The organism is Methylobacterium sp. Ger2507, from assembly GCF_055231875.1.
In genome coordinates this window covers 2,044,392-2,056,479 of the sequence record NZ_JBUYVC010000001.1, presented here as the reverse complement: position 1 = coordinate 2,056,479, position 12,088 = coordinate 2,044,392, and the positions used below count along the sequence as shown (strand labels likewise).

Annotated in this window: 13 protein-coding genes and 1 riboswitch; of the genes, 6 read left to right on the top strand and 7 right to left on the bottom strand. The window is 69.4% G+C overall.

Annotation, left to right across the window (positions count from 1 at the left end; genetic code table 11):
- Nucleotides 1–13 precede the first annotated feature (13 nt).
- Entirely contained in the window at nucleotides 14–268 is a 255-nt protein-coding gene (locus tag ACV7NL_RS09555; RefSeq protein WP_056190104.1) for a zinc-finger domain-containing protein, read from the bottom strand.
- Nucleotides 269–479: 211 nt separating this feature from the next.
- On the opposite strand from ACV7NL_RS09555, the gene map reads away from it, so the two are divergent.
- The 6 genes from map (at nucleotide 480) to ACV7NL_RS09525 (ending at nucleotide 6,329) form a co-directional block, all read left to right on the top strand.
- Nucleotides 480–1,310 carry a type I methionyl aminopeptidase gene (map, locus tag ACV7NL_RS09550; RefSeq protein WP_463355518.1) on the top strand — a complete coding sequence of 277 codons (831 nt, stop codon included), beginning with the start codon at nucleotides 480–482 and terminating at the stop codon, nucleotides 1,308–1,310.
- A 10-nt stretch (nucleotides 1,311–1,320) separates the two neighbouring features.
- Nucleotides 1,321–2,067 carry a RadC family protein gene (radC, locus tag ACV7NL_RS09545; RefSeq protein ID WP_463355517.1) on the top strand — a complete coding sequence of 249 codons (747 nt, stop codon included), beginning with the start codon at nucleotides 1,321–1,323 and terminating at the stop codon, nucleotides 2,065–2,067.
- Nucleotides 2,068–2,166: 99 nt separating this feature from the next.
- Complete coding sequence (locus ACV7NL_RS09540) at nucleotides 2,167–3,606, top strand: circularly permuted type 2 ATP-grasp protein (protein ID WP_056189972.1); 1,440 nt, start codon at nucleotides 2,167–2,169, stop codon at nucleotides 3,604–3,606.
- 129 nt (nucleotides 3,607–3,735) lie between these two features.
- Entirely contained in the window at nucleotides 3,736–4,680 is a 945-nt protein-coding gene (locus ACV7NL_RS09535; protein ID WP_056189969.1) for an alpha-E domain-containing protein, read from the top strand.
- Between the two features lie 37 nt (nucleotides 4,681–4,717).
- Nucleotides 4,718–5,545 carry a transglutaminase family protein gene (locus ACV7NL_RS09530; RefSeq protein WP_463355516.1) on the top strand — a complete coding sequence of 276 codons (828 nt, stop codon included), beginning with the start codon at nucleotides 4,718–4,720 and terminating at the stop codon, nucleotides 5,543–5,545.
- A gap of 31 nt (nucleotides 5,546–5,576) precedes the next feature.
- Nucleotides 5,577–6,329 (top strand): proteasome-type protease, encoded by a 753-nt coding sequence (locus ACV7NL_RS09525; protein ID WP_056189963.1) that lies wholly within the window; start codon nucleotides 5,577–5,579, stop codon nucleotides 6,327–6,329.
- A gap of 7 nt (nucleotides 6,330–6,336) precedes the next feature.
- On the opposite strand, the gene ACV7NL_RS09520 is transcribed toward ACV7NL_RS09525, so the two are convergent.
- From ACV7NL_RS09520 to ACV7NL_RS09495, 6 genes are all read right to left on the bottom strand, one after another.
- Nucleotides 6,337–7,404, bottom strand: a complete 1,068-nt coding sequence (locus ACV7NL_RS09520) for an NAD(P)H-dependent flavin oxidoreductase (protein ID WP_463355515.1) — start codon at nucleotides 7,402–7,404, stop codon at nucleotides 6,337–6,339.
- Between the two features lie 3 nt (nucleotides 7,405–7,407).
- Nucleotides 7,408–8,079, bottom strand: coding sequence for a thiamine phosphate synthase (locus ACV7NL_RS09515; RefSeq protein ID WP_463355514.1), 672 nt, complete (start codon nucleotides 8,077–8,079; stop codon nucleotides 7,408–7,410).
- Between the two features lie 49 nt (nucleotides 8,080–8,128).
- Nucleotides 8,129–8,914: a thiazole synthase gene (gene thiG, locus ACV7NL_RS09510; protein WP_056189954.1), complete on the bottom strand. Its 786-nt coding sequence runs from the start codon at nucleotides 8,912–8,914 to the stop codon at nucleotides 8,129–8,131.
- 3 nt (nucleotides 8,915–8,917) lie between these two features.
- Nucleotides 8,918–9,130, bottom strand: coding sequence for a sulfur carrier protein ThiS (thiS, locus tag ACV7NL_RS09505; protein WP_056189952.1), 213 nt, complete (start codon nucleotides 9,128–9,130; stop codon nucleotides 8,918–8,920).
- Nucleotides 9,127–10,311, bottom strand: a complete 1,185-nt coding sequence (gene thiO, locus ACV7NL_RS09500; RefSeq protein ID WP_463357092.1) for a glycine oxidase ThiO — start codon at nucleotides 10,309–10,311, stop codon at nucleotides 9,127–9,129. The genes thiS and thiO overlap by 4 nt, the downstream gene beginning before the upstream one ends.
- Before the next feature lie 101 nt (nucleotides 10,312–10,412).
- A riboswitch (TPP riboswitch) is annotated at nucleotides 10,413–10,541 on the bottom strand.
- Between the two features lie 170 nt (nucleotides 10,542–10,711).
- Nucleotides 10,712–11,959 (bottom strand): adenylate/guanylate cyclase domain-containing protein, encoded by a 1,248-nt coding sequence (locus tag ACV7NL_RS09495; protein ID WP_463355513.1) that lies wholly within the window; start codon nucleotides 11,957–11,959, stop codon nucleotides 10,712–10,714.
- Between the last annotated feature and the right edge of the window lie 129 nt (nucleotides 11,960–12,088).

Sequence of the window (12,088 nt, the reverse complement as noted above, 5' to 3'; positions counted from 1 at the left end):
CCGATCCGCCCGGTCAGGCGGCGGCCGGGGTCCGGTCGTCCCACACGCAGATGGCGGGGTCGGCGTTGCCGGCGGCCAGGGTCGGGCGGTAGCGGTACAGCGTCGAGCAATACTGACAGATAATCTCGTCCTCGGCGCCCATGTCGAGGAAGATGTGCGGATGGTCGAACGGGGGCTTGGCCCCGATGCACATGAACTCCTTCGAGCCGACATGGATCACGGCCACGCCGGGCTCGTTGTGGAAATGCGGCACCGCCTTGTCAGCCATCGCCTCGTCCTGCCTGCCGGCCCGCCGGGCCATCGTCCCGATCGGGCATCCGTGTCGTGGGGTCTGCCGAGATCCGTCTCTAGCCGCTCGCCCGGCGCAAGCCTAGTGCGGACGGCGCGAGCCGCGTGAAAACGGAGCAAGGGTTGGCCTCGCGCCGACCTCACCGTACATAGGGGTCGAGCCAGCCCCGGACCGCTTCGCGAAATTTTCCATGATCCAGAACGAACAGGCCGTCTCCGAAAGCGGACGGCGGGCGCCCCAGCCGCCGATCCATGGCCCGGAGGGGTTCGAGGGTATGCGCAAGGCCGGCCGGCTCACCGCGGAAGCCCTCGACGTGCTGATGGAGGCGACCGCCCCCGGCGTCACCACCGAACATCTCGACAAGCTCGCCTACACCTTCGCCATGGACCACGGCGCCTACCCGGCCTCCCTGCTCTATCGCGGCTATCCGAAGTCGATCTGCACCTCGATCAACCACGTCGTCTGCCACGGCATCCCAAACGACAAGCCCCTGCGCGAGGGCGACATCGTCAATCTCGACATCTGCCTCATCGTCGACGGCTGGCACGGCGATTCGAGCCGCATGGCGTATGTCGGCGAGGTGCCACGCCGCGCCCAGCGCCTGTGCGAGATCACCCACGAATGCCTGATGCGCGGCATCGCGGCGATCAAGCCCGGGGGTTCGACCACCGATATCGGCCGGGCGATCCAGGCCTATGCCGAATCGGAGCGCTGTTCCGTGGTACGCGACTTCTGCGGCCACGGCCTCGGGCGCACCTACCACGATGCCCCGACCATCCTGCACTACGTCGAGCCGAGCTACGACGTGAAGTTCCAGCCCGGCCAGTTCTTCACCGTGGAGCCGATGATCAATCTCGGCCGCCCGGCGGTGAAGGTGCTCTCCGATGGCTGGACGGCGGTGACGCGCGACCGTTCGCTCTCGGCGCAGTTCGAGCACACGGTGGCGGTGACGGAGACGGGGGCGGAGATCTTCACCCTGTCGCCCAAGGGACTGCACCAGCCCGCGCCCACCGCCGCCTGACCGCGACGCCGTGACGGACCGGCCGCCTCCCAGACCTGACCGACGACCGGAGGGCGGGCCGGAGGAGGCCGGCAGCGGCCCGGCGGAGCCCCACTACCTCGGGCACCGCGACCGCTTGCGGGCGCGCTTCGCCCAGGGCGGGGCCGACGCCCTGCCGGATTACGAACTGCTCGAGTTGGCGCTGTTCCGGGCGATTCCGCGCCGGGACGTGAAGCCCCTGGCCAAGGCCCTGATCCGGCGCTTCGGCAGCTTCGCCGAGGTGGTGAGCGCCGAACCCGCCCGACTTGCTGAAATTGAAGGCATCGGCGCCGGGGTCATCGCCGACCTGAAGCTCATCGAAGCGGCAGGTCACCGGCTGGCGCGCGGCGCCATCGCCGATCGGCCGCTGCTCTCCTCCTGGAGCGCCGTGCTGGACTATTGCCGCGCCACCATGGCCTTCGCCCCGCGCGAGCAGTTCCGCATCCTGTTCCTCGACCGCCGCAACCACCTCATCGCCGACGAGGTTCAGGGTCGCGGCACCGTGGATCACACTCCGGTCTATCCGCGGGAAGTCGCGCGCCGCGCCCTCGAACTCTCGGCGACGGCGATCATCCTGGCCCACAACCACCCGTCCGGCGATCCGACGCCCTCGGCCGCCGACATCCGCATGACCCGCGAGATCCTGGGAGTGCTCGATCCCCTCGGCATCGTCATCCACGATCACATTATCCTGGGTCGCGACGGACACGCGAGCTTCAAGGGCTTGAAGTTGATCTGAACGTGCTACCGTACACGCCAGGGCGGTACCTTCGGGGCCGATGTCCGATCGCTGGCGCGTGTCTTGCCTAGCTAGACGGTGTTCAAGGGGGAGACGCGAATGGCGCTCGCTGCATTCGACGAGATGACCGGGCTGCCCGACGGGGCGCTGAGCAACCCCGCCGTGCGCGAAGCCTACGACAGCCTGAAACACTGGCTCGACACCACGCCGCCCGAGCATTTCAACACGCGCCGCAGCCAGGCCGAGATGCTGTTCCGGCGCATCGGCATCACCTTCGCGGTCTACGGGGCGAACGAATCCACCGAGCGCCTGATCCCGTTCGACATCATCCCGCGGGTGATCACCAAGCCGGAATGGAGCTTCCTGGAACGCGGGCTGAAGCAGCGCGTCACCGCGATCAACGCCTTCCTGAAGGACATCTACGGCGCCCAGGAATGCATCAAGGCCGGCGTGATCCCGGCCGACCTCGTCTACCGCAATCCGCATTACCGCATGGAGATGCGCGCCTTCCGGGTGCCGCACGACCTCTACGTCCACATCGCCGGCATCGACATCGTCCGTACCGGCGAGAACGACTTCTTCGTGCTGGAGGACAATGCCCGGACCCCGTCCGGCGTGTCCTACATGCTGGAAAACCGCGAGGTGATGCTGCGGCTGTTCCCCGAGCTGTTCTCCCGCCACCGGGTCGCCCCGGTCGAGAACTATCCCGACGCCTTGCTGGCGACCCTGCGGAGCCTGGCGCCCTCGACGGCGACCCGCGATCCCACCGTCGCCCTGCTCACCCCCGGCCGCTACAACTCGGCCTTCTACGAACACTCGTTCCTCGCCGACAAACTCGGCGTCGATCTGGTGGAGGCCTCCGACCTCTTCACCAAGGACGATGTCGTCTACATGCGCACCACGGAGGGTCCGCGCCGGGTCGACGTGCTCTATCGCCGCCTCGACGACGACTTCCTCGACCCGCTGGTGTTCCGCCCGGATTCCGTCCTCGGCGTTCCGGGCATCATGAACGCTTACGAGCGCGGGACGGTGACGCTGGCCAACGCAGTCGGCACCGGCATCGCCGACGACAAGGCGGTCTACAGCTACATGCCGGAGATCGTGAAGTTCTTCACCGGCGAGGAGCCGATCCTGCACAACGTGCCGACCTATCGCTGCCGCGAGAAGGAGGCCTTCGCCTACGTGATGGACAACCTTTCCGAACTCGTCGTGAAGGAGGTCAACGGGTCGGGCGGCTACGGCATGCTGGTCGGGCCGCACGCCACCAAGCGCGAGATCGAGGAGTTCGGGCGCAAGCTGAAACACGCGCCGGACGGCTTCATCGCCCAGCCGACCCTGGCGCTTTCCACCTGCCCGACCTTCGTCGCCTCCGGCGTGGCGCCCCGGCACGTGGATCTGCGCCCGTTCGTCCTGTGCGGCTCGGACGAGATCCGCATCGTGCCCGGCGGCCTCACCCGGGTCGCGCTCAAGGAGGGCTCGCTGGTGGTCAATTCGAGCCAGGGCGGCGGCACCAAGGACACCTGGGTCCTCGACGCCTGAGACATCGACGGGCGTCCGACACGACGTTTCGCGTCGGACGCCTTTTCAACGCGGTGCCCCCACCCGCATAGTCCTCCCCGCCCTGCGGCCTGCGTGATCCGACGCCGGCCGACGTCCCGATGGAACCCCATGCTGTCCCGGACCGCCGACAACCTGTACTGGCTCTCGCGCTACGCCGAGCGGGCGGAGTTCGTGGCCCGCATCCTCGATGCGGCCCTGCGCCTCGCCGCCCTGCCGTCCAGCTATGGCGGCGGCGAGACCAACGAGTGGGCCTCGGCCCTGGCATCGGCGGGCGACCCGGAGGTGTTCAAGCCGCTCTACGACAGCGTCACGGAAGCCACCGTGTGCGATTTCCTGGCGTTCAGCCCGCACAACCCATCCTCGATCCGCTCCTGCATCGAGACCGCGCGCGAGAACGCCCGCAGCGTGCGTACCGCGCTGACCACCGAGATGTGGGACGCGATCAACGGGGCCTGGCTCGAGTTGCGCAACTACGAGGGGCGCGAGCTCAATCGCGACGAGTTCACCCGCTTTCTCGACTGGGTGAAGGGCGTCTCCCTCGCCTTCGACGGCTCGGCCTACCGCACCATGCTGCGCAACGACGCGTATTGGTTCACGCGCCTCGGCACCGCGATCGAGCGGGCCGACAACACCGCCCGCATCCTCGACGTGAAGTACCGCATCCTGCTCCCCGCCACGGAGAAGATCGGCGGCAGCCTCGACTACTTCCAGTGGACCACGATCCTGCGCGAGGTCTCGGCCTTCAACGCCTATCACTGGGTCTACCGGGAGAGCGTGAAGCCCCTGCTGGTGGCCGACCTGCTGATTCTCAACCGGCAGATGCCGCGCTCCTTCACCAATTGCTACGGCATGCTGGTGGAGCATCTCGATCTCATCGCCGATGCCTATGGCCGGCGCGGCGCGAGCCAGCGCCTGGCCAGCAACACGCTGGCGCGTCTCGAAGGCGAGAACATCAACCGCATCTTCTCGTCGGGCCTCCATGAGTTCGTGACGGAGTTCATCGTCGAGAACAATCGTCTCGGCGCCGCGGTGATCGAGCAATATCTGGTATAGGGCCGGCTCGAACCCGACGCCGCGCAAAGGTCGTTGCATGCGAATCCGCGTCTTTCACGAGACCAACTACACCTACGAGCAGCCGGCTCGCGGCCTGATCCAGGTCCTGCGCCTGCGCCCGCGCGACCATGACGGGCAGTACGTGCGGCGCTGGCGCATCGAGCCCTCCGTCGATGGCCGGGTCAGCGAGCGCGAGGACGGCTTCGGCAACGTGGTGCACTGGTTCACGGCGGACGAGCCGGCCGAGGCCCTGTCGATCCGGGTGACGGGCGAAGTCGACACCCTCGAGATGCACGGCATCGTGCGCGGCACCATCGAGCGGCTGCCGGACGTGTTCTACCTGCGTGATTCCGATCTCGCCCTGGCCAACGACGCGATCCAGGACTTCGCGCGCGAGATCGCGGCGGCCGGCGATCCGGCGCCCCTGCCCTGCCTGCATCGCCTGCTCGCCGCCGTTCACGCGCGGGTCGCGTTCGTGCCGGGTCCGGCCAGCGCCAGCACCAATGCGGCGCAGGCCTTCAGCCAGGAGAAGGGCGTCTGCCAGGACCTCACCCACCTGTTCATCGCGGCGGCGCGGCACCTCGAAATTCCGACGCGCTACGTGTCGGGCTACTTCCACCACGCCGACGACGACGCGGATCAGGGCTCCGGCCATGCCTGGGCCGAATCCCTGGTGCCGGGCCTGGGCTGGATCGGCTTCGACGCGGCCCACGGTATCGCCACCACGGAGGCCCATATCCGCGTGGCGGTCGCCCTCGACTATCTCGGCGCGGCCCCGATCCGCGGCAGCCGCCTCGGTGGTGGGACAGAGACCCTCGACGTGACGCTCCGCGTCGAGCAAGCACAGGCCAGCGTCCAGTCCTGATTCCAGGCGGCCGCGCGGGAAAGATCGCATCATGACCTATTGTGTCGGCGTCCTCGTGGAAGAGGGCCTTGTGATGATCGCCGACACCCGGACCAATGCCGGGCTCGACGACATCTCGACCTATCGCAAGCTCCACCACTTCAACGTGCCGGGCGAGCGCGTGATGATGCTGGCCTCCGCCGGCAATCTCTCGATTACCCAATCGGTTCTCAGCCTCCTGTCCGAGGGCGTCGAGGGCGATGCCGGCGAGCCGACGATGAAGCTCGTCGAGGCGCCGACCATGTTCCAGGCGGCCCAGCTCGTCGGCCGCGCCATCCGCCGGGTGCGGGAGATCGAGAAAGCCGGCTTCGAGGCGGCGAACCTGCGTTTCTCGGTCTCGCTGCTGTTCGGCGGCCAGATCGGCACCGATCCGATGAAGCTCTACCTGATCTATTCGGCCGGCAACTTCATCGAATGCAGCGGCGATGCGCCCTTCCTGCAGATCGGCGAGCACAAATACGGCAAGCCCATCCTCGACCGCGCGGTGAAATACGAGACCGATCTCTACGACGCTCTCAAGGTCGGGCTGGTCTCGATGGACTCGACCATGCGCTCGAATCTCGGCGTCGGTCTGCCCATCGACATCGCGCTCGCCCGCCGCAACGCCCTCGACCTCGAGGTGAACCACCGGATCGAGGCCGGCGAAAGCTACTTCCACGACCTGCGCGAGCGTTGGTCCGCGGCCCTGCGCGCGGCCCACCGAGCGATCCCGCGGCCGCCCTACGGGCCGTCCACGGCGAAATGATCGGACGTCAGGCCCGTCGGAGAAGCGCCAGGGCCTGCTCTGCCAGCTCGACAGTCAGGCGTCCGGCGTCGATGTCGCGGGCGAGCGGCCCGGCCTGACCGGCCCAGAGCGGCGAGAAGTCGCCCGACCCGCGCCGTTCGGCCTCGATCCGCAGGGGCTGCAAACCGATGGCGGCTGCGGGGAAGACGGGAGCGTCCGCGCGAAGCGGCCCGAGTTCACGGATCGCACGGTTGATCACGCCCCGCGCCGGCTTGCCTGTCAGCACGTTGGTGATCGTGGTGTCCTCGTCCCGCGCCCGGCGCAATGCGTCGCGATGGGGAGCGGATAATCCCGCCTCCGGGGTGAGGAGATAGGCGGTCCCCAATTGGACGGCCGAGGCGCCGAGCATGAAGGCCGCCGCGATCCCGCGCGCATCGGCGATCCCGCCGGCGGCGATGACCGGGACCGCGACCGCATCGACCACCTGGGGCACCAGCGCCATCGTGCCGACCTGCGTCGCGGGATCACCGCCGAGGAACGTGCCGCGATGGCCGCCCGCCTCGGCTCCCTGGGCGATGATGGCGTCGACTCCACGCTCGGCGAGCCAGCGCGCCTCGCGCACGGTCGTCGCCGACGCGAGGATGCGGCAGCCGAGCGCCCGCAGGGGTGACAGGAGGCTCGGCTCCGGCAAGCCGAAATGGAAGCTGACGACCGGCGGCCTGAGATCCGCCACGACGGCCAGCATGGCCGCATCGAAGGGCGCGCGTTGCGCCATGGCGATGGGTGCGGCCGGGTCGAGCCCGAACTCCGCGTAGTAGGGTTCGAGCCGGCTGCGCCAGGCCGCCTCGCGCGCGGCGTCCGGCGCCTCCGGCACGTAGCAGAAGAAGTTGAGATTGAACGGCCGCTCGGAGCGCGCGCGCAGCGCCGCGACTTCGGTCCGCACGAGGTCAGGCGTCATCGCCGCGCAGGCGAGGGAGCCCAGGCCGCCCGCCGCGCTGACGCTGGCTGCGAGCGCCGGCTTCGGCCCGATCATCGGCGCCTGGATGATCGGATGCTGCACCGGCACCAGGTCGAGGAAACGGTTCGGACCCCACATCGCTCAACCTCTCCCCGATCGGCTGCGGCCGGATCGCACATCGAGCGACGCGCCGTAGGCCCGCGCCTCCGCCTCGGGATCGGGGCTGCGCATCAGCCCGCCCATCACCGCGATGCCGGCGGCCCCGGCCTCGCGGCAGAGTCCGACGCGGTCGGGGGCGATGCCTCCGAGCGCGATCACCGGGATGCCGAACGGCGCCGCCGCCGCCAGCGCCTGCGGCCCGAGGGCCGGACCGTAGCCCGGTTTGCTCGCGGTCGCGAAGATTGGGCTCAGGGTGACATAATCGGCGCCTGCCCGCGCCGCAGCCTCGACCTCGGCGAGGCTGTGGGCCGACACTCCGAGGCAGCCGTGCGGAAGACGCTCGCGTGCCGACGCCACATCGACCGGAGTTGCCCCGCCGGGCAGGTGAACGCCCTCGGCTCCGAGATCCAGCGCCAGGGCGGGATCACCCCCGATCGAAACGAACCCGCCTCGGGCTCCGACGAGGTCGACGACGTCGCGGGCCAGTGCGCGACGCTCGTCCGGGGCCAAGTCCCGCTCCCGGAACCAGACCCAGCGCACACCACCCCGCATCAGGCCTTCGAGCGTGTCCAGGAGTTGGCGGGCGGCGAGGTCCGGTGGCGCCACGGAGGAGCGCTCCGTTACCGCCAGCAGCGATGCCGGCAGCGATCTCATGCTGGCCCACGCGCGCAACGGGTGGACGGCTCGCCCAAACCGAACCGGCTCACGAGCCGACGAGGCCGAGCTGCGGGCTGGACGGTTCGGCGCGGCCGCGCCTCGGAATGCGGCCGGCCAGATGCGCGTCGCGGCCGGCCTGGACGGCGCTGCGCATGGCGCGGGCCATGCGGACGGGATCGTCCGCCTTGGCCACGGCGGTGTTGAGGAGGCAACCCGCAGCCCCGAGTTCCATGGCGATCACGGCGTCGGAGGCCGTGCCGATGCCCGCATCGACGATCACCGGCACGGGGGAGCGGCGGCAGATGAGTTCCAGGTTGGCGGGATTGGCCACGCCCATGCCCGAACCGATCAGCGAGCCCATCGGCATCACGGCAGCGCAGCCGAGATCGGCGAGACGCTGGCACACCACCGGATCGTCGTTGCAATAGGGCAGCACCGTGAACCCGTCATCGACCAGGTGGCGGCAGGCCTCCAACAATTCGGCGACGTCGGGATACAGCGTTTCGCGGTCACCGATGACCTCGACCTTGATCCAGGTGGTGTCGAGCGCCTCGCGGGCGAGTTCGGCGGTCATGATCGCGTCTCGCGCCGTCTCGCAGCCGGCCGTATTGGGTAGGAACCGGTGCCCCTTCAGCCGGCGCAGGGTGTCCGATCCGTGTCCCTGCAGCGAGACGCGGCGAATCGAGGCCGTGACCACTTCGGCGCCGGAGGCCGCCACCGCCTCGAAGAGGATGCTCTGGGTCGGGTAGCCGGCCGTGCCGATAAACAGGCGCGAGCCCAGGCTCACGCCGCCGATCACCAGCGCATCGGTGTCGTTCGCGGGTTCAGTCATTCCTCAGCCTCCCTGCATGGCACGGACGATCTCGACGCGGTCGCCCTCGGCGAGCCGGGTCGCGGCCCAATCGCGCCGCCGGACCACCGCGCCGTTGAGCGCGATGGCGATGCCCTGCGGGCTGTCGAGGCCGGTTTCCTCGGCCTCCTCCCGGAACAGGGCGTCGAGATCGGCGGCGGCGCTGTCGCGGGCCTGTCCGTTGACGGTGAGCCTCACGCGAAGGCCCTCGCGGGTTCAGGAATCGCGAAGCGGGCGAGCCCGAAGTCGCGCGCGTAAGCCGGAAGCGTCCCGTCGGCGACCAGGGCCGCCACCGCGTCGGCGGTGGCCGGAGCCAACAGGTAGCCGTTGCGATGATGGCCGGTGGCGACGACGAGCCCGGGCGCCAGCGCGTCGATGATCGGGGCGTCGTCGTCGGAAGTCGGGCGGAATCCGCTCCACACCGCCTCGACCGCCATCTCCTCGATACCCGGCAGCACGCGGCGGGCGCCCTCCAACAGGGCAAAGAGGCCACCGGCGGTGACACCGGCGACAAAGCCGCAATCCTCCACCGTCGCTCCGACGATGAGGTGACCGTCGCTCTTCGGCGCCATGTGGACCTGCTCGGTCCAGACCATATGGGCGAGGGTTCCGGTGCGGGCCGTGGTCCGCAGGGCCAGGGATTGGCCGCGCAGGGGTCGGACCGGCAGGGCGAGCGAATCAGGCAGCAGACCGGTCTCGCCGCTCCAGGCGCCGGTCGCGAGCACGATGGTGTCCGCGAGGGTGAGTCCGTGCGCATGGCGCACGCCCGTGACCCGGCCGGCGCTCCAGTCGAGCGCCGCGACCGGGCAGCCCTCCACGAGGGTGACGCCTGCCCCGAGACAGGCCTGCACCAGGGCCGCCATCACCCGACTCGGATCGACCTGATGATCGTGCGGACAGAACAGACCGGCGGTGACGGCCGGCCGCAAGCGCGGCTCGCGGGCGCGGACCTCCGGGCCGGTGAGCCAGCGCGCATCGAGGCCCGAGCGTTTCTGGAGATCGTGGCGGAAGCGCAGGCGCTCGACCTCGTCGCGGCCGAGGGCGAGCACCAGGGTGCCCTCCTGCCGGTAATCGATGTCGAGACCGGACGCGGCCTGAAGGTCGTCGCGAAATCCCGGCCAGCGCGACAGGCTTTCGAGGGCGAGCGGCAGCAGCGGATCGGAGCCGGGCTCGTGCTCCGCGGCAGGGGCGAGCATGCCGGTGGCGGCCAGGCTCGCTCCGGCGCCGACGGTGTCACGCTCCAGGACGGTGACGGACCGACCGCCCTGCGCCAGGCGCCAGGCGGCCGAGAGGCCGATCAGGCCCCCGCCGACCACGACGACGTCGCTGCGCGCCGGAGGGACGGCGACGGGCGGCGCAGCGCCATGTGTCCGTCGCAAGTTGAGGCAAGCCTTCGGGGTCACGTCCAACGCAATCTCCGCAACGGGCGTCGAGATTGGTGGGGCTGCAGCTTCAGGCGGTGAAGCGTGCCGGGCTTGATGAGAAACCCGCGGTCCAATCCCTACGCCGGTATGAACCGGGTCAGGTTCGAAGGATTTCCGCGCTGCCATCCGCGAACGGACGGCCATCGGTTTCTCAGCCCCTTGCCGGGGATCTCCCTGGAACGCTCCTGATGTGGGCCGTCCGCCCGCCGGGGTCAATCCCCGTCATGGCCGATGCCAACACTCGGGCAGCGCCACGACTGGCGACAGCCACGACTCGGCCAACAGCAGGGCTTGGCCAACAGCAGGGCTTGGCCAACAGCAGGGCTTGGCAGAGAGGACGGATCGCGGGGTGGCCTCAGGTCGCCGGCGGGCGCGTCGGACGATAGACGCCCATCGGCTCGGCGAACCCGTCGAGGGCATGTTCGCCGAGAGGTTCCGGCATGTCCCAGAGGAAATCGACGAACGGCTTCGTCATCAGGATCGGCTCGCCGAGCGTCCGATTCAGGCGGGCGACACGGCTCGCAAGGTTCACGTCGCGGCCGATGACGGTGAAGTCGAGGCGGGCGCCCGAGCCGACATTGCCGTAGGCGGCCTCGCCGTGGTGCAGGGCGATGCCGGCCGCGACCGGGTTGGCGAAGTGACCGAGCGAATTGGCCTCGGCGAGCGCCGCCATGGCGCTCTGCGAGGCGGTGAGTGCGCCCTTGGCCGCGCCCCCAAGATCGTCCCCCGGCTCGCGAAAAATCGCCAGCAGGCCGTCGCCGAGATATTTCAGGACCTCTCCGCCCTCGCGCTCGATGGCGGGCACAAGACAGTCGAAGAAGATGTTCAGCAGGTCGACCGCCTCCTCCGGCGTCATGTCGGCCGAGATCCGGGTGTAGTCCCGCATATCGGCGAACAGGATCGCCGAGCGGATGCGCTGGACATGGCCGCGACGGATCGAGCCGCCAAGGATGGCCTTGTGCGGCTCGTCGCCGACATAGATCCGCAGGACGTGGTCGAGCTGCTTGTTGACGCTGCGCATCTCCATCACGGCGGCGAGCGTCGGCATGACGAAGCGCATGATCGCCACGTCCTCGTCGCGGAACCCGTCCGGGGACCGGGTGGCGAAGGAGATGCCGTTGCGGGTGCCGTTGGTGAAGAACAGCGGCGCCACGATGTAGTGCCGGTAGCCCTCGGCCTTCAGGTCCGGGATCACCGCGTAGGCGTCGTCCGGCGTCTCGGCGAGGTCGAGGATCAGCCATTCGCCGGTCTCGTGCACCCGGTGGAACGGGCTCTCGCGATAGGCCTTGTCGGACGCTTCCCCGTGCGGGAACAGCCGGACGGTGGAACCGGTCTCGCGGGTCCAGAAGCGGCCGACGCCGGAATATTCGGAATGCAGCGCGTCGATGGCGGTGGTGGCGCGGTCGACCGGCACGTCGAGGCGGATCAGGCGCTCGGCGAGACCCGAGAGCAGGTCCTCCGCCTTCGGCATCCGAGCCCCCTCGCTCAGCAGCCAGTCGCGCAGGGCCACGCATTGCTGGAGGGCGCCGAAGGGAACGTCGGCCGCCTCCGAGCCGTCGGCTTCGGCGGTGGGAGAAGGCTGGGGCGGGCCTCGATCGAGCATATGGCCAAGGTGGGTTGAGAGGCGGCATCCGGCAACGGCCGCCGACGCCTTTTGTGAGTATCGCGCGGACCCGGCACCTTCAACCGTACAGCTGACGGGCGGGACCAGCGCAGATGTGATGGGCAAGGC